Source organism: Petroclostridium sp. X23 (assembly GCF_030013905.1).
Lineage (GTDB): Bacteria > Bacillota > Clostridia > SK-Y3 > SK-Y3 > X23.
The window spans coordinates 1,607,514-1,624,716 of the sequence record NZ_CP124862.1; the positions used below are offsets into that span (position 1 = coordinate 1,607,514).

General features: G+C 38.7%; 16 protein-coding genes. All 16 read right to left on the bottom strand.

Annotation, left to right across the window (positions count from 1 at the left end):
- Window positions 1-4 precede the first annotated feature (4 nt).
- Complete coding sequence (locus tag QKW49_RS07865; RefSeq protein WP_282866999.1) at window positions 5-973, bottom strand: 4Fe-4S dicluster domain-containing protein; 969 nt, start codon at window positions 971-973, stop codon at window positions 5-7.
- On the bottom strand, window positions 958-1,395 hold the full coding sequence (locus QKW49_RS07870; protein WP_282867000.1) for a hydrogenase iron-sulfur subunit: 438 nt from the start codon (window positions 1,393-1,395) through the stop codon (window positions 958-960). Before QKW49_RS07870 ends, QKW49_RS07865 begins: the two co-directional genes overlap by 16 nt.
- Window positions 1,386-3,374: a CoB--CoM heterodisulfide reductase iron-sulfur subunit A family protein gene (locus tag QKW49_RS07875; protein WP_282868089.1), complete on the bottom strand. Its 1,989-nt coding sequence runs from the start codon at window positions 3,372-3,374 to the stop codon at window positions 1,386-1,388. Before QKW49_RS07875 ends, QKW49_RS07870 begins: the two co-directional genes overlap by 10 nt.
- Window positions 3,375-3,389: 15 nt before the next feature.
- Window positions 3,390-3,782 (bottom strand): 4Fe-4S dicluster domain-containing protein, encoded by a 393-nt coding sequence (locus QKW49_RS07880; protein ID WP_349239090.1) that lies wholly within the window; start codon window positions 3,780-3,782, stop codon window positions 3,390-3,392.
- Window positions 3,769-4,575, bottom strand: coding sequence for a CoB--CoM heterodisulfide reductase iron-sulfur subunit B family protein (locus tag QKW49_RS07885; RefSeq protein WP_282867002.1), 807 nt, complete (start codon window positions 4,573-4,575; stop codon window positions 3,769-3,771). The genes QKW49_RS07880 and QKW49_RS07885 overlap by 14 nt, the downstream gene beginning before the upstream one ends.
- Before the next feature lie 46 nt (window positions 4,576-4,621).
- A complete protein-coding gene (fumC, locus tag QKW49_RS07890; protein ID WP_282867003.1) occupies window positions 4,622-5,998 on the bottom strand; it encodes a class II fumarate hydratase in 1,377 nt (458 codons plus the stop codon).
- Between the two features lie 82 nt (window positions 5,999-6,080).
- Window positions 6,081-7,025, bottom strand: coding sequence for an L-lactate dehydrogenase (locus QKW49_RS07895; protein ID WP_282867004.1), 945 nt, complete (start codon window positions 7,023-7,025; stop codon window positions 6,081-6,083).
- A 437-nt stretch (window positions 7,026-7,462) separates the two neighbouring features.
- Window positions 7,463-8,401, bottom strand: coding sequence for a LysR family transcriptional regulator (locus tag QKW49_RS07900; RefSeq protein WP_282867005.1), 939 nt, complete (start codon window positions 8,399-8,401; stop codon window positions 7,463-7,465).
- 273 nt (window positions 8,402-8,674) lie between these two features.
- Window positions 8,675-9,937 carry a hypothetical protein gene (locus QKW49_RS07905; protein WP_282867007.1) on the bottom strand — a complete coding sequence of 421 codons (1,263 nt, stop codon included), beginning with the start codon at window positions 9,935-9,937 and terminating at the stop codon, window positions 8,675-8,677.
- Window positions 9,938-10,142: 205 nt separating this feature from the next.
- Window positions 10,143-10,478 (bottom strand): DUF3870 domain-containing protein, encoded by a 336-nt coding sequence (locus QKW49_RS07910; protein ID WP_282867008.1) that lies wholly within the window; start codon window positions 10,476-10,478, stop codon window positions 10,143-10,145.
- Window positions 10,479-10,655: 177 nt separating this feature from the next.
- Window positions 10,656-10,943, bottom strand: a complete 288-nt coding sequence (locus QKW49_RS07915; RefSeq protein ID WP_282867009.1) for a hypothetical protein — start codon at window positions 10,941-10,943, stop codon at window positions 10,656-10,658.
- A 432-nt stretch (window positions 10,944-11,375) separates the two neighbouring features.
- The gene (locus QKW49_RS07920) at window positions 11,376-12,668 is read right to left on the bottom strand and encodes a TRAP transporter large permease (protein ID WP_282867011.1); all 1,293 of its coding nucleotides are present in this window, start codon (window positions 12,666-12,668) and stop codon (window positions 11,376-11,378) included.
- 5 nt (window positions 12,669-12,673) lie between these two features.
- Window positions 12,674-13,195 (bottom strand): TRAP transporter small permease, encoded by a 522-nt coding sequence (locus QKW49_RS07925; RefSeq protein ID WP_282867012.1) that lies wholly within the window; start codon window positions 13,193-13,195, stop codon window positions 12,674-12,676.
- 36 nt (window positions 13,196-13,231) lie between these two features.
- A complete protein-coding gene (locus QKW49_RS07930; RefSeq protein WP_282867014.1) occupies window positions 13,232-14,266 on the bottom strand; it encodes a TRAP transporter substrate-binding protein in 1,035 nt (344 codons plus the stop codon).
- A 350-nt stretch (window positions 14,267-14,616) separates the two neighbouring features.
- Window positions 14,617-15,498: a LysR family transcriptional regulator gene (locus QKW49_RS07935; protein WP_282867015.1), complete on the bottom strand. Its 882-nt coding sequence runs from the start codon at window positions 15,496-15,498 to the stop codon at window positions 14,617-14,619.
- A 242-nt stretch (window positions 15,499-15,740) separates the two neighbouring features.
- On the bottom strand, window positions 15,741-17,174 hold the full coding sequence (locus tag QKW49_RS07940; protein ID WP_282867016.1) for an FAD-dependent oxidoreductase: 1,434 nt from the start codon (window positions 17,172-17,174) through the stop codon (window positions 15,741-15,743).
- Window positions 17,175-17,203: the final 29 nt, after the last annotated feature.

Sequence of the window (17,203 nt, forward strand, 5' to 3'; positions counted from 1 at the left end):
AGGTTTATATCCCCCTTTCATGAACAATGCAGGGTTCTGCATCCTCTGTAGAATAATCGGCAAGCGGCGAAGGAACTTCGATATCCTCTCCTGCTTGATAGGTACCATATAGTTCGTTAATATCCTTAATGATTTTCCGATTGATTAAGTGAAGCGGGACATGCTGCGGACAGACTCTGGAACATTCTCCACAGTCTGTGCAGCGGCCTGCTACATGGAATGCACGAATTATATGAAACATATTCTCTTCAAATGAATCAGCAGCAGCTTTGTTGGCAACTCCTGAAGCGTCATTATCAAATACACATTTTTCACATGAACATGCCGGACATACATTACGGCATGCATTGCAGCGAATACAGCGTAAAAGCTCATTCTGCCAGAAGTGAAAACGTTCATCTGCTGACATGGCTTCCAGATTTCTCACTTCATCGAAACGGTTGGAGTTTAAAACTTCTCCCTCTTCACCTATAAGTTCATCAAACACAACATGCTTTTTGCTTTTACAGGATAAGCAGCGCTCAGCAAGTATATCCTGTGTTTTAATGGTGTTAGAACCATTAAGGGTTGAAACTGTAAGGGTTTCACCATTCGATGTAATATCTATGATCCCGCTGTCACAAGAAAGCTTGAGTTTTTCAACATCTGCTTTACCATCACATGGAATCCCCATAACATACACATTTTCACGAATCATACGATGTTCCTTCATCAGCTGATTGAAACTGTAAGTATCACAAGGCTTTAAAAATACAAGGATTTTGCCTTCTTTTCGGCTTTCTTTTATTAGATACTTCGACAGGTTGTAACTGCAAAATTCATTATAAACAAACCCGGCTTTCAGTTCTTCTTCTGTATGAAATACAGCTGGTGTAATGTCATAAACAAAATCACCGGTTTTCCATCCCAGCACACGATTTACCGACCCGTTCTGTAACAGGTCAACTGCACGAGCAATCATTTGGTCTTGCATCTTAGATCCTCCAATCTCTTGTTCTCACCAAGGTCTCTTATCGTTTCAACAAAATCATTCATGACTTGTGCAAATTTTGCGCCTTCTGCAGCTGAGACCCATTCCACACGCGTTCTTACGCTTTCAACACCCAGATAATCCAGAATAGAAAACATCATTGTCATTCTTCTTCTTGCATAATAGTTGCCGGAGGTGTAATGACAGTCACCCGGATGGCAGCCACACACAATTACACCATCAGCACCACGCTGAAACGCACGGAGAATAAACATTGGATTTACACGGCCTGAACAAGGTACACGGATAATCTTTACCTCAGCGGGATAGTTAAGGCGGTTTGTTCCGGCAAGATCTGCTCCGGCATAGGAACACCAGTTACAGCAGAATGCCACAATCTTGGGTCTGAATTCATTTATTTGCATATCGCATCAACCTCCGCCATGATTTGTCTATTGGAAAAACCTTTAAGATCCATTGCACCCGACGTACAGGTTACCGTACAAGCACCACACCCCTGACAAATAGCTTCGTTAACAGAAGCAACTCGTCGAATGGCAATCGTTCTGTCAGGCATCTTAAATTCTTTATTCATATAAGTGATTGCTCCGTATGGACAAATCTTTTCACAAGAAGAACAACCGTTACATAGATTCTCGTCTGAATGTGCCACACAAGGATTACAGGTCAGTTTATCTTTTACCAGAAGGCCTATCACCTTTGCAGCGGCAGCACTGGCTTGTGAAACAGTTTCCGGAATATCCTTCGGACCTTGACAGACACCTGATAAAAACACACCGGCTGTCGGACTTTCAACAGGTTTTAGCTTTGGATGAGCTTCTGTGAAAAAATCATTGGTATCCATACTTGCAGTCAGCATAGTAGCCAAGGATCTTGCACTCATATCCGGTTCAATAGCAGTTGCCAATACAACCATATCGGCTTTTATATTAAGCTGTTTATCAGCAATCAGATCGGAAGCCTGCACCAATAGATTTTCGCCTTGAGGAGCCACTTTTCCAACCATACCTTTGATATAGTGAACGCCATATTCTTCTACAGCTCTACGATAAAATTCATCAAAGCTTTTACCGGGTGTACGTACATCAATATAAAAAACGTATACATCTGTATCGGGATATTTCTCACGCGTGAGCATCGCGTGTTTTGCGGTGTACATACAGCAAATCTTGGAGCAGTATTCCTTACCGCAGCCTGATATATCACGAGAACCAACACACTGAACAAATACAATGGTATGAGGATGCCTGCCGTCAGATGGGCGAAGCAGCTTGCCGGATGTTGGACCGGCTGCATTGGTGATACGTTCAAACTCCAGTGATGTTATAACATCCGGACTTTGTGAATAGGCGTATTCATCAAAGTTATCTAACTTAATGGGATTAAAACCTGTAGCTACTACAATAGCACCATAACTATTTTCAATATATTCATCCTTTTGAGTATAGTCAATGGCATTTGCAGTACATACTTTTGAACAAACACCACACTTACCGTTTTTCAGCATGGTACAATAATCCGGGTCAATGGTGGCCACCTTTGGTACTGCCTGTGCAAACGGAATATAAATAGCGCTGCGATGATTCATGGACAGATTGAAGGTATCAGGCACTTTCTTCTGTGGACATTTTTCAGTACAGATCCCGCATCCGGTGCAGATATCTTCTTTTACATATCGTGCCTTTTTCTTGATGGTCACGTTAAAATTTCCTACAAATCCCTTTACACTGGATACCTCACTGTAGGAATAAATATTGATTTTCTCATGTTGCGCTACATCCACCATTTTGGGTGTTAGAATACATGCAGCACAGTCCAGCGTGGGGAATGTTTTATCAAGCTGTGACATCTTGCCTCCGATTGTAGGCGATTTTTCTACAATGTCAACCTCAAATCCTGCTTCGGCAATATCAAGAGCAGTTTGAATCCCAGCAATACCACCACCAATGACAAGAGCTCGTTTTATAACCGGACTTTGTCCGGCAACCAGAGGAGTATTTAAATTTACCTTTGCTACTGCAGCTTTACCAAGAATGATTGCCTTTTCGGTAGCTGTCTCCATATCTTTATGAATCCATGAACACTGTTCGCGAATGTTTGCAATTTCTACCATATACGGATTCATTCCTGCACTTTGGGCAGCTTTACGAAAAGTTGCTTCATGCATACGAGGAGAGCAGGCGCAAACGACAACGCCTGTTAAATTATGTTCTGAAATTGCGTCTTTTATGATGTTTTGTCCAGCTTCAGAACACATATATTGATAGTCGGTAGAGAAAACAACACCCGGCTCATTCTTCAAAGCTTCAGCAACAGCATGAACATCTACTGTACCGGCAATATTGCTTCCACACCAACAAACAAATACACCAATCTTTTGCATCATGTTTATCCTTTCTTATTTGCTATATTTACGGAATGCACTGACAATGGCCTGTTGCGGCATATCTTCGTCAATCATCCCGGGTATTTGATCAGCCTTCAAGTGATTTTCACCCTGATTGCGAATCACCATAAGGCGGATTGCTTCCACTAGTTTTACAGGTTCTACCCCTCGCGGACAACGCTCCACACAGGCAAAACACGACAGGCATTTATAGATGGATTTGGATTTCATCAGGGTTGCAATATCGCCTTTTTCCGCCATGTACACAAACTGGTGCGGACGATATTCCATCTTATCATAGGATGGGCAAGTCCCGGAGCATTTGCCGCAAAGCATACATTTAAGCGGATTCACACCACTTATGCGGAAAATTTGTTCTTTCATTTGATCTTTATTCATTACCATTAGAAGTACTCTCCTTTACGCCAAGAGCCTCGGCTAAAAGCTCTGTAAAATAAATAACCGGCAAATCATGGTCGGTGCCATTTTTATTTAAATTATAAAGGCAGAGAGGACAAGCCGTAATCATCAGTTCTGCACCATGTGATTCAGCACTTTCGAGTACCTTGTTACTCTTATTGATTGCCAAGGCTTTGTCCTCCAAAGTGACATAACCACCACAACATTCATTACGAAATGGATATACAACCGGAGTTCCTCCGATAGCACGAATCAGATCCTCCATGATGGTAGGATTTTCAGGATTATCCATCTTCATGACCTTACTTGGGCGAAGAAGCAAACAACCATAATATGCAGCAATTCTTTTACCGTTTAAAGGATTAACAACCTTTTCCTTTAGCTTATCAAAGCCGATTGAATTCCTTAGCATTTCCAAATAGTGAATGACCCTGGTTTCTCCACGATAGGGAACATCCGGCTGGATGTAATTGTTTACTTTCATAGCTATATCTTGATCGGTTCTCATATCATTATTGACCTGCTTGATAACATTGTGGCAGGCAGAACATACCGTAACCAAATCCTGTCCTAAGCATTTTGCTGAAGCCAATGCACGCACAGAAGATAATTTTGTCGCTATTTCATCCTTTGCCATTGGATATGTTCCACCACAGCACTGCCAATCTGGAATTTCTTCCAAAGTAATTCCAAGTGCCGCTGCACAGCGATGTGCATATTTATCTAAATCCTTTGCTTTTGTTTTCAGCGTACAGCCGGGATAGTAACTAAAAATCATATTACATTTCCTTTCATGTTAAATGTTAAATGTTACATATCATAAATCAAACCATCTCTTCAGGATGAAAAACTTCGTCAAACTTTTCAGCGGTTAAGAATCCCAATTCTACACAGGCTTCTTTGAGTGAAATATTTTCTTTGTAAGCTTTCTTAGCTGTTTTAGCCGCATTTTCATATCCAATATAGGGATTAAGTGCAGTGACCAGCATTAAGGAATTATGCAGGTTGTGATGCATTTTTTCTTTGTTTGCCTCGATACCGACTGCGCAGTTATCGTTAAAGGAGACAATGGCATCTGCAAGAAGTCGTGCAGACTGTAAAAAATTATAAATACAGACCGGCATAAATACATTTAATTGAAAGTTGCCTTGAGATGCAGCCAACCCAACCGCAACATCATTGCCCATTACCTGTACAGCAACCATGGTAACTGCTTCGCATTGTGTCGGGTTTACCTTCCCTGGCATGATTGAGGAACCTGGCTCATTTTCCGGAATGTAGATTTCACCAAGCCCGTCACGAGGGCCGCTGGCAAGCCAGCGTATATCATTTGCAATTTTCATCATGTCAGCAGCCAGAGCTTTTAATGCACCATGTGCAAATACCAATTCATCTTTGGAAGTGAGGGCATGAAATTTATTATCTGCTGTGACGAATTTCTTTTTGGTAATTTCAGAGACCGCTTCCGCTACCTTTACATCAAAGCCCTCAGGAGCATTCAGTCCAGTTCCCACAGCAGTTCCGCCAAGAGCCAGCTCTTTTAATTGTTCAATAGCAACCAATAGTAATTTTTTGTCTTTTTCAAGACTGCTTCTCCATCCGCTGATTTCCTGAGAAAACTTAATGGGTGTTGCATCCTGCAAATGAGTACGGCCACTCTTTACAATTCCTTCATTTTCTTTTTCCAGACGTTTAAAGGTTTCAATCAACATATCAATTGCAGGAAACAGTTTGTCTTCAATGAGCAAAACCGCAGAAATATGCATGGCTGTTGGAAATGTATCATTGGAAGACTGGCTCATATTGATATCATCATTAGGATGCAGGAGGTTTTTGCCTGCAATCTTATTGCCGTAATTTGCTATAACCTCATTTGCATTCATATTGGACTGTGTTCCGCTCCCTGTCTGCCAAACCACAAGAGGAAAATTATCGTTCAGATTACCGTTGATCACTTCATCGCAAGCTTTAGAGATTGCGTCCAGCTTTTCAGTTGTCATTTTTTCAGGTCTTAAAGCATGATTTGCAATGGCTGCAGCTTTTTTTAATATACCGAAAGCATGTATGATCTCATACGGCATTGTTTCTATACCAACACCAATCTTAAAGTTTTCACGGCTGCGCTCTGTTTGAGCAGCCCAGTATTTGTCCGCGGGTACTTTAACCTCGCCCATGGAGTCATGTTCAATACGATATTCCATATTCATTACCTCATTTCTATTTAGAGTTTGATACTAAAAGCATGTATGTTTAAACATCTCATTGCAATGTTTAAATCATCCCTTAAATATCCAAATTTTTGATAACTTCTTTTAGTTGATTTGCACTCTTTTGTAATAAAATAACTTCCTTTTCGTTTAAGGGTGAAAGAATTTTATTGCACACCCCATCACGGCCAACCACATTCAAAATGCTAAGGCAAACATCCTCGATCCCATATTCACCATGCATCATGGTAGAAACGGTAAGTGCTGTTCTTGAGTTGTTGAACAGACATTCTAGAATGTGACAAACCGAAATAGAAACAGCATAGTAAGTTGCACCTTTGCGTTCAATAACTCTTCCGCCTGATTTGCGCATATAGGTTTCAATTTCCTCATAATTTAATGGAGGATACAATCCCTGTGGATTTGAAATGGTATTTTGATAATCTTGTATGGCTATATTTGAAATACTGGCAAGTGACCAGGGTACAAATGAAGTGTCACCATGCTCACCAAACACATCAGCATGTACGTCCTGCTGGTTGATGCTGTAATACTCTGCAATTCTTGCACGAAGTCTTGCTGTGTCAAGGATTGTTCCCGAACCGATAATTCTGTTTTCCGGCAGGCCTGAAACCTTATGAAACACATATGTAAGAATATCAACCGGATTACTGACAATGATATATACTGCTTCAGGTGCATACTTTGTAATTTGGGGAATAATACTTTTTGTAATATTTACATTGGTTTGAGCCAGATCCAATCGAGATTGCCCGGGTTTACGAGGAACACCGGATGTTATAATGACTACATCTGAATCTTTAGCATTATGATATCTTCCTGCATAAATAGAAACAGGGTTGCAATATGGTGTACCTTGACGAATATCCAAAGCCTCACCAAGAGCCTTCTTTTCATTTACATCAATCATTACAATTTCAGAAGCCATCCCTCTTACTGCTATAGTATAGGCGATGGTAGAACCAACATCCCCAGCTCCAATAATAGTTACTTTTTTCATTTTAGACTCTGCCTTTCTTTTTAAACTTTGTTTTCTTATTTAATATTACATAAAATTAGTAAAAAAGAGAAATATAAATACAGAATATCGATATTCTATTATCGATATCAAGAGAACGATTAAGTTTGGATTTCTTAATTTATAAGTTCTCTTTTAAGATTGTTAAAAAATAGACAAACTTAAAGCCACTTAGGCTAATATATTATATTTCTATAGATTATGTATGAATACTAAACCGCTGTTGTTCACACGATCTATTATTGATTCACTTAACTTTAGCAATATCAATTTCACTGCAATATAATCCAGTTAATTGGGAACGATCTATTTGTTAATTTTATCACAAATTCATTGTTGTGTACTATTCAATTATGGTATATCGATATATGATTATCGATATGCCATAATTGGCTAATACTATGAGTTTATTCAATATTTTATTTATACTCTTTAAAGGAGACTTCGTTTTTTGATTCAAATAATATGTTGACAAAACGAAAGTCCACTTCTGTCAGCTTGTAACTTTTTGAGAATATAAGCAAATCCTTATGCACATGCCCAGGTGCTTTGCATTTGCGTTGAATAAGATTATATTTGACGAGCCATTTTTCAGGTATCGGACAAACCCACATATATGTTGTAGGGATGGCGGATAATAAATCAAACTGACTGCAGCGCTCACATACATATATTTTCTTTGATATATCCTTATCATGATTGTGATTTTGAACATTCCCCTTTGGCATATAGGGACCAGACGTATCCTTGTGCACAATTTCTGTATATTTTTTAAATCCATCATGTTCTATATTGTCTACATTTGCTAGCGGATGGTTCTCAGACATGACCGCCAAATATTCAAATTCCCATATGGGTTCATAAGTAAGCTGTTTTTCTGAGAGATAATTGAAAAAGTAATTTTCGTATTCTTTCTGATAGCGAATAATACCAAGATTAAAAGCACCATTGGTAATATTACCAATGGTACGCATGGCATTGGTCTCCTGCACATTAACATTAATATCCAGCGTTTGATCGAGTTCGCTGACAAATTGTGTGACCGCACCGGTAATATAGCTTGCTCTAGGTATGGATATATTAAAGCTTTGCACATTTTCATTGGCACGGTCCGAAAGAGCCTCCATTTTTTCAATTTGCAACATCACATTACGGGCATATACAAGAAATTCAGAACCCTTCTGAGTTTTAACAACTCCTTTTGGCGTGCGCTCAAAAATCGCAAATCCAAGTGTTTTCTCTAACTCTTTAATGGCTTTGCTCAAATTGGGCTGTCCCATAAATAAGTTTTCAGCTGCCTGTGAGATGGATTTAGTCCGTTCTACCTCAATAGCATATTTAAAATGTAGTGTATTCATAATACTCACCCACCTCATGATGTGCCTCATCATGCTTTTAAATCTATTTAACATAACTATCTGTACTAAGAACCTGTCTAGCATCTCATTGCGCCCGTCATTTTGGCATATTTTGTGCCATGCTTTGTTAAATTTTCTTGCAATAAACAAATTATTGCTGCGAAAATTTGCCTTGCCAGGCACAAGCAGACACTAAACAGCTTCTAAAACAGTTTGCGTCAATAATTCCATATTTATATGTGGTATTAATTCATTTTAAAACTTCTAATATATTCACATGGGTACACTGTGAAGGAGAATAGAAAACAACACCATACTAAACAATGCTGCCGGATATGCTGCTCCGTACCCTGCAGCAGGTTCATCACTGTTAATGGAATCTATAGCTACTCCAAGACCGGGAGTACTGGTCATACCCCCACACAAAGCTCCAACTAACAGCACCCAGTTGATTTTAAAAACATATCTGCCCACGATAAATCCTATAAACATTGCTGCCAGACTTGAGAATAGAGATACAAGTACAAGATAATAACCCCCGCTCAAAAGGGTATCGAAAGCGCTGAATCCGTATTTCAACCCAACTATAGCCAAAAAGAAGACGAGGGAAACATCCCTTAACACCTCCAGCATTTTAGAATCCATCCTGAAGTTTAAAATCCCTATCTTACCTATATATCCCAGGGATAGCGCTGCAATAAGTACACCTCCTGTTGATCCAAGGGAAAAGAACCCCAGGGGTCCCATATATATTTTAATAGAACCAATGATATACCCTACCATGCAAGTTACGAAGAATGCAAGCAAGTCAAATTTGTGCTGAGGCTTTTCCATCAAGTCTTCTTTTACCGAGAACTCCCTTATACTCTTTCTGTACATTTCGATCTCTTCTTTAACAGGAATTCCAAATATTTTTGGAAACAGCTGAACGCCTATTATAACAGCGAGTACACCAAAGGGATACGCTACGGCATAGCCTACACCAACTGCGGCTTGAGCTTCCCGCCCGTATTTGGCTGTTACCTCCAGCGCCGCCCCGAGACCCGGAGAGCTGGTCAATGCACCTGTATAAGCTCCAGTTACTTCAAAGGGGTTTTGCCCCGGCATAAGTACTGCCATTATATAGCATACCAGTGCACCTGTGAAGGTAATAAGTATGCCCAGTATAGAAAACTTTATTCCGTATTTCTTGAGAACAGGCCCCATGTCCTTGGCAGCAAGAAGACCTACGGCAACTACAAAAATGATCAAAAATATTGTAAAAAGCTCCTTTGGGATTACTCCGGCCTTAAGTATAGCGAGAGCTTCTTTTGGAATTTGCTTATCTGCAGGGTTTGCAGCATATGCATCTGCATATGGCTTGGCATATTTATTATAAATAAACCACCCGATCACCAGACCTGTAAACAATGCACCTGATGTCCCGAAGCTGAATTCCTTTCCAAACTTTATCTTTCCAAAAAGCAGACCACTAGCAACAGCTGCAAAAATAAGAATATAAGGACTGGTTATCAGGCTAAAAAAATCAATACTCATTTTTATCCCCCATTCAATAAATAATTTGATTTTGCCATAAAGGCTGATGTTATCCCCCGGAGTAGAAGCGGTTTAAGGTGAAGAATCTAGTCTATAGGATAAAAAAATAAACGGCATATAACAGGGCACGTTAATGTCCGGTTATATGCCGTTTAATAACTACATAGTATAAAGTGGAATGCTTTATCAAATAGTTATCTGGCAGTCAGGAAATCTCATCAAGCATATTATTGGATATAAGCTTAATTTTCTCATGACACTGCTTTAAAGCCGACAGTAATGCCTTTTTAGCAGCGCCATAATAGTTATCCGATATATCTTCAGACAATTCTTCTAAATCCATAATGTTCTTGCCCACCAACAACTGGTTTACAAAGTTCCGCGCTGTATCAGTTGCAAGTGTACAATCAACTTCGGTAATCTTTCCGCTTTCTCGGCATACTACCATAGTAACAGCAATAACTGAGTATAACTCAGAAGCTGTTATACCTCCTGGCAGCTTCGCATATCCCGAGATAAATACCTTATCTTTCTTCAGCAATAATCACCTCTAGAAATATAGTAGCTACATTATAGCACATAAGTTAAGCCTGTTCAAGTTTTTTTGCAATTTGAGTTTCTCGTCTCTTCGGAAGTTCATTTTACTAAAACTTCGCATATATATTTACCCTATGCACCTTGAAAATTCAATATTTGGCAACAATTTATTATCGGATACTTAGATTATGGCGTACTTTTTAAGCCTTCCAACAAAGTCTAAAGGTAACGCATTTATAAAAGTATTCATCATCTGCTCTAGTCCCTGCTCACAGAGGTTGTATTTTTCATGTATTGTATCTATGAATACCTGCATTAGGAGATGGATTGCCTGTATCCATGTAATGTCAGCTAGCTCATCCGAAAGGTAAAAGAAGAGTTCTCCCAGAGTTCTTTGGTCTTTCGCCTGGCGATTTTCTACTGACAGCATCATATATCTTGAGAAAACAATGGCTACATGGGCAGTCATTGCATCATAAGATAAGGAATTACACTCTTTACTCAGTTTTAAAAGGATAAAATGCCAAACTGTTTGAAAAAATATCTGATGGAAACAGAAATATTCTTATCATTCTCGCTGTCTTGTGTTATACTTTTCATAGCATGAGCCTCCGTTTTTTGATCTGATTGTTTCTAAGCAATTCAATTATACCAAAAACGAAGGTTTCATGCTTTTTAATTGCCAAATAATATTGAATTTTCAAGGTGCATAGTCACTTTTATATGTGCGAAGTTTTAGTTATCTTAATATTAAAATACTTTTGAAAATATTTTATCGGAGCATCGAAACCAATCTGCAGCAATATTCATACGTTGTAACAGGCCGAGGGACTGTCTAAAAATAGAATTGAATTATATCTTAAAACAACCCCTTATGTATTTTCACACTATTCTTAAATAACTATTTCATAATGTTTGGCAACCATGTAATGATCTGCGGGAATAAAATGAGCATGATTGTTGTAAACACCATTGCCGGAATATACCTCACCGCTTCTTTCGTAACCGATTTTACCGATATCTTGGCAACATCTGAAACAACGAACAAACAGATACCAAATGGAGGGGTAATAATCCCCATCATCAACGCTATGATCATGACAACTCCAAAATATACGGGATCTATTCCCAGCGATGTGATAATAGGCATTAAAATCGGAGTAATCAAAATGCATGCTGCCGAAGTATCCAGGAAGCATCCTATAATCAACAAAACTCCTGTCACAACAAGCATTACAACTATCTGACCATGAGCTAAAAGTCCGCCAAGCCCGCTTTGGATCAACTGCGGTAGACCTTCTCGCGTTAGTACCCAGCTAAAAAAAGATGCTACTGACATAATGAACAGAAATGCCCCTGTTGTTTCAACTGCTGATTCTAATGTCTCCCAAATTGATTTAAAATTAATCTTTTTATAGAATAATCCTAAAATTAGCGAATAGTTTATCGACATTACAGCTGCCTCGGTAGGTGTCACCGCGCCACTCATAATACCGGCAATGATAATTACCGGAGATATCATTGCCGGTATTACTCTAGGAACTGTTTTCAGTGCATCTTTTATAGGCATTTTATAAACAGGCCATTCTTTGCCTTCTTCTGTAAAATGGCCGCGGAACCAAATATATGCCATCATAGCTACTGCCAGGAAAATACCGGGAACAATACCCGCAATAAACAACTTCCCAATAGAAATACCCGATAACGATCCCAGTAATACCATCGCTGCACTAGGAGGAATAATCGGTCCCAGAATACTAGATGCGGCTGTGATCCCCGCTGCAAAGTCTGTCTTATAGCCCGCATCTTTCATCATTTTCATTTCCATTGCGCCTAATCCACCCGCATCACCAACTGCTGTTCCGGACATAGATGCAAAAAGCATACTTGTCAAACAGTTTGCGTAAGCAAGACCACCTCGAAAACGACCAACTACTGCCAGTGAGAAATCAAATAAACGGTCTGTTACACCGGCTGTATTCATCAGCCTTCCTGATAACAAGAAACACGGCAGCGCCAACAATGTAAACGAAACCAGAGGGGATACCATTGTGTGGGAAACCATTGTAACAGGAACCGCACCAATATTTAACCCTAGATACAAAAGTAACGGGATACCCATGGCATATGCAATTGGAATACCCAATAACAGCAATACCAAGAATAAAACAATAATTATAATAATATTAATCATCTATTTTATCCCTGCACAGATGCAGTTTTTCCTTTCTTCTTATATTTTGCTTCTGCAATAAGTTCTAGAATCTCCTGCACATATGTAAGAATCATGATTGGGACTATCGCAAATATCGGCCAATAGTATGCCTGTCTGGGGATTTTTAATGAAGATGTCTTAAATGTAAGTGTGGGAATTATTTTTAACGCACTGTAAAATAGTATTACCACAAAAAACACAGACATCATATTGGCAATGACAGAAATTATTCTTTTGTATTTTTCATTAGCATTTTGAATAAGAAAATCTGCAACAACATGTTTTCTCTTTACCGTAGCCGCTCCAATACTAAAGAAGGCCAATACAACCAGCATTAATACTGACATTTCCTCCGGCCACGTCAACGGTGAATTAAAAACATATCTTTCCACTACACCAATAGTGATAGAAATAATAATAACTATTAATGATAATGCTCCACACACTGTAAACAAGCGTTCTCCATAATATGTAGTTCTCTTTAATAGGTTAATCATCTTTGTCATATGATGCTCCCCTTCTCGCACTTAAAGTCGTTATTCCTATTTATCCATAGCCTGAATCTCATCATACAAACCTGATTCAACTTTACCATCTTTCTCAAGATTACGTATAACACCTTCAACAGCATTTTTCATTTCTGCAATGGTAGCCTTATCAAGTTCAGCAACTTCCGCGCCAGCCTCTTTCATCAATTCAATACTTTTTTTACTTTTTGCAGCCGCGTTTTCTGAATACCAGTTACCAATTTCCGATGTAGCACCGGTAATGATTTTTTTTTGATTATCCGACAAAGATTTGAATTTTGCTTCATTGATCCATACTGCCAAAGAATCATATATATGATTTGTCAATACAACTCTATTTGTCGGTTCATAGAATTTCATGCTATACATACTGTCGACAGGAGCATCACATGCATCAACAACACCTTGCTCTAACGCCAAGTATACTTCACCCCATGCGATAGCCGTCGGAGCTGCGCCAAGAGCGGTATATGAATTGGACATTGAAGTACCTACCGACGGAACACGGCATTTCATCCCTTTAAAATCGCCAATAGCAGTAACTTTTTTATTTGTAGAAAGAATTCTAGGCGTTCTGATCCAATTGATTCCTAAAACTCTAACACCTGTTGCATCTAAATATTTCTGGTTCAACTTTGCTGCTAAATCACTTTCTGTAAATTTCTTATAATGTTCTGAACCATTAAAGACCCAGAAATATGGTAGCAAATCATATTCTGAAACACTACTGTGCATATAACTGGAAGCCTCTACAAACATATCTTGCGAACCAATCGCTACCGCTTCCAGCTGCGTTGTCGCATCACCCAATTGGGATGTGGGGTAAATCTCAACAGTAATGGATCCTCCTGATTTTTCTGCAACCAAATCCTGAAACTTGTACATAGCTTCGGTGCAAATATCTTCTGTAGACATGGTACCACCAAATTTCAGTGTTACATTTGCTTCCTTCGATGCTGCTTGCTTCCCTTCTTGTGTACTATTACATCCTATAATTAGCGTTGAAATCATCGCGGCACATAATAATACACTTAATAATTTCTTTTTCATTCTAAACATCCCCCTTAAAAATTATTCTTTATTAGCATTTTTTTGAATTAAAGAGGCCGCCTATTCATTGGAGAAATACGAAACTTTCCATTGATGGGTATTCACTCGGCTATTTAAATTTCATCAGAAAACCGGGGTTTGTCTTGTGTATGAGATTCTTTAACATTTGAATTTGGGATTTTTACCTAATAGTTCTATTTAGATAGGTATTTTCAATTTGTTGTATAATATGTGCAACCTTACATGGAAAACTGGTGTCTATTTGTTCAATATGCTAATTTAATATTAAATCATATGATTAAATTTAGCAATTCCAATTTATAGTTCTATTCTTTCTGAAAATGAATAGATTACTTTTGTTTAAAGTCTTCAATATATGCAAGAAATTTTTCGCACGCTGTTGATGGTGTTTCAGTTGGCACTACTACAGATAATGTCAACTTTTTATTTTCTCTTATGGGCACAAGTACCAATGTGTTATCTACTAAATCTTCTGCCATGCTTCTCATTAAAAGCGTAACTGCCTGATTTTCCCGCAAATAGCTTTTCATTGTTTCAAGCCGCAAGTTCACATTTATCTCATTAGCTACAAAACCAGCATCAATACATGTAAGCATTAAATAATAATGTAGCTGCGAATCTCCCTTCATCATAATAAAGGATTCATTCTTGAGTTCTTTTAGACTAACACGGTCTTTCCATGCTAATGAATGGTCTTTATTCATCACCGCTACCATTTTATCCTCTTTTATCGGGATGACTTTCGGGTATTGTCTTTGCAGTAATTCCGCATAGATAATAGCAATATCTGTCTGTCCTTTATCCAATGCTTCCTGCACTTCTAGAGCTCTTTGTTCACTTAAAGCAATTTCAATATTGGGATATGTTTTTCTAAATTCATGAACCCCCTCCAAAATATGATACTGCTGAATAAAGAACATTGACGCAATGTTCAATTTCATCCGTTGACGTGGTAAATATTCTTGCATCTGTGAGAACATCTCATTGTATTGTTTCATGATATACTTCGCATGAGGATAAAAAGATATGCCGGCATTGGTAGGTTCTATATCTCGCGTGGACCGTTCAAAAAATTTTACATGAAATTCTTCTTCTAGACCTTTGATTTGTTTAGAAAATACAGACTGTGTCATCCCAAGCGCACTAGCAGTCTTTGCAAAATTTTTGTTTTTTATAACACCCAAAAAACACTTTAATTGTAAAATAGTCATCTTCTTTCCCCTCTTTTGTATGTATTTTTTAGTATATTTTTACATTTTTGTATAGTTTATCACATTTCTATATAATAAATCAATGGCAAGCAACTTCACAACATACAAAATAGGCAAGCATTGACTATTGAACTGTACTAATAGGAGGTACATAAAAAAGATAGCTTCTGCGCTCTTATCACAGAAACCATCTTATAAATAGAGTTGTTAGCTCCGATTCTATTGAAAAGTATAGCTAAAGACTAGTGTACTCCGTATAGAATAGCGCCTTGATCCATAAGGATTTTCTGCAACTCTTTTACGTCATTCTCCAATTCTCTCGGCGTAATTCCATCTCTGGCACATAAGGCTGCAGCCACACCTGCAGCCTGGCCGGTAACAATGGTTTGCTGCAAAAATCTGTGATGGCTTGGACGGTCGGCAGAGATTGCTTTACCGGCTACCAATAGATTTTCAAGTCCCAGTGGAACAAGTGCACGGTAAGGAATGTCATGTGAACCGCCATCTTTGGGCTCAGCCTTGCCGCCTAATGCGAGGGCTTTATCTCCAACCGCATGTTTTGCACCTGTCGGGAAAGCACTCTTTCCAATAACATCATCAAACTTTCTTGCTTCTGCAACATCTTCAAAAACAATCTTGTAATCACCCATGATGCGCCTTGTCTCTCTAATGCGGACTTCCGGACATACTCTAACAATATACGCGTTTTCAAAACCCGGTACATATTTCTTAAAGAATTTCCAAGCAATAATATCTTGATTTCTGCATTCAACTTCAACACGAGTAATATCTCTAACATCTGTACAATCAGCATCACCAACATGTGAAGAATGTTGAAAATGCGCGAGAATTTTTCCGCCTTTTGGCATTAAGAAGAATCCTACACCACTTTGGTTATGCCATTCACCGGTTTCAACACCGATCTTCCTTAATGAAAGAAAACCCATGATTTCGCCCATTTCAGTAATATCGGTAACTTTTAAAACCTCTGCTTTGATCTCTTCAATCGTCATATTATTATAAGGAATATGCACCTGCTCGAATAAGAACTCATCAATATTTGATTTAATATAATTCAAAACTTTATCCCAATCAACACCATCTGCTGTAAAAGCGACCGTACTTGGTTCTAAAATATCTTTTGATTCAATTTCATATGCAGCTCCTGCCTGGTAACATACCTCTCCTTCACCTGTACAATCAATAGTCACCTTACCCATCACAATAGATCGTCCGGATGGGTGTTCAACAACAACACCTTTTACATCATTGCCATCTTTAATCACTTCAGTTACCAGTGAATGTAACATCAGTTCAACGCCATTTTCTTGCATCATCTGGTATACTAATAATCCCCACCAATCCGGATCTACATAAGAGAAGGTATAATGCGAACGCCATTTCGGAAGAATGTGTGGAAGTGCATCACCTTGCTCTAAAAGACGTTTATGAGTTTCTTCTGCAAATCCTCCAATAATTTGCTCATGACGAGCATTGAACAAATGAGCAAAAGAGAATCCCGGAGGTCCTGAAAAATTCATTTGACCTCCCAATTGTCCAACACGCTCAATCAGCAAGGTTTTTGCCCCTGTACGAGCAGATGAAATTGCTGCCGCAACACCGGATGTTCCTCCTCCGCATACAACAACATCATATGATCCATAATATCCTAACATTAATATCGCTCCTTCTTATAACTAACAAA

What these genes read in the sequence shown, in the direction of transcription:
- QKW49_RS07865 (WP_282866999.1), bottom strand. Translation starts at nt 973, where the DNA reads ATGCAAGACCAAATGATTGCTCGTGCAGTTGACCTGTTACAGAACGGG.
- QKW49_RS07870 (WP_282867000.1), bottom strand. Translation starts at nt 1,395, where the DNA reads ATGCAAATAAATGAATTCAGACCCAAGATTGTGGCATTCTGCTGTAAC.
- QKW49_RS07875 (WP_282868089.1), bottom strand. Translation starts at nt 3,374, where the DNA reads ATGCAAAAGATTGGTGTATTTGTTTGTTGGTGTGGAAGCAATATTGCC.
- QKW49_RS07880 (WP_349239090.1), bottom strand. Translation starts at nt 3,782, where the DNA reads ATGGTAATGAATAAAGATCAAATGAAAGAACAAATTTTCCGCATAAGT.
- QKW49_RS07885 (WP_282867002.1), bottom strand. Translation starts at nt 4,575, where the DNA reads ATGATTTTTAGTTACTATCCCGGCTGTACGCTGAAAACAAAAGCAAAG.
- fumC (WP_282867003.1), bottom strand. Translation starts at nt 5,998, where the DNA reads ATGGAATATCGTATTGAACATGACTCCATGGGCGAGGTTAAAGTACCC.
- QKW49_RS07895 (WP_282867004.1), bottom strand. Translation starts at nt 7,025, where the DNA reads ATGAAAAAAGTAACTATTATTGGAGCTGGGGATGTTGGTTCTACCATC.
- QKW49_RS07900 (WP_282867005.1), bottom strand. Translation starts at nt 8,401, where the DNA reads ATGAATACACTACATTTTAAATATGCTATTGAGGTAGAACGGACTAAA.
- QKW49_RS07905 (WP_282867007.1), bottom strand. Translation starts at nt 9,937, where the DNA reads ATGAGTATTGATTTTTTTAGCCTGATAACCAGTCCTTATATTCTTATT.
- QKW49_RS07915 (WP_282867009.1), bottom strand. Translation starts at nt 10,943, where the DNA reads ATGACTGCCCATGTAGCCATTGTTTTCTCAAGATATATGATGCTGTCA.
- QKW49_RS07920 (WP_282867011.1), bottom strand. Translation starts at nt 12,668, where the DNA reads ATGATTAATATTATTATAATTATTGTTTTATTCTTGGTATTGCTGTTA.
- QKW49_RS07925 (WP_282867012.1), bottom strand. Translation starts at nt 13,195, where the DNA reads ATGACAAAGATGATTAACCTATTAAAGAGAACTACATATTATGGAGAA.
- QKW49_RS07930 (WP_282867014.1), bottom strand. Translation starts at nt 14,266, where the DNA reads ATGAAAAAGAAATTATTAAGTGTATTATTATGTGCCGCGATGATTTCA.
- QKW49_RS07935 (WP_282867015.1), bottom strand. Translation starts at nt 15,498, where the DNA reads ATGACTATTTTACAATTAAAGTGTTTTTTGGGTGTTATAAAAAACAAA.
- QKW49_RS07940 (WP_282867016.1), bottom strand. Translation starts at nt 17,174, where the DNA reads ATGTTAGGATATTATGGATCATATGATGTTGTTGTATGCGGAGGAGGA.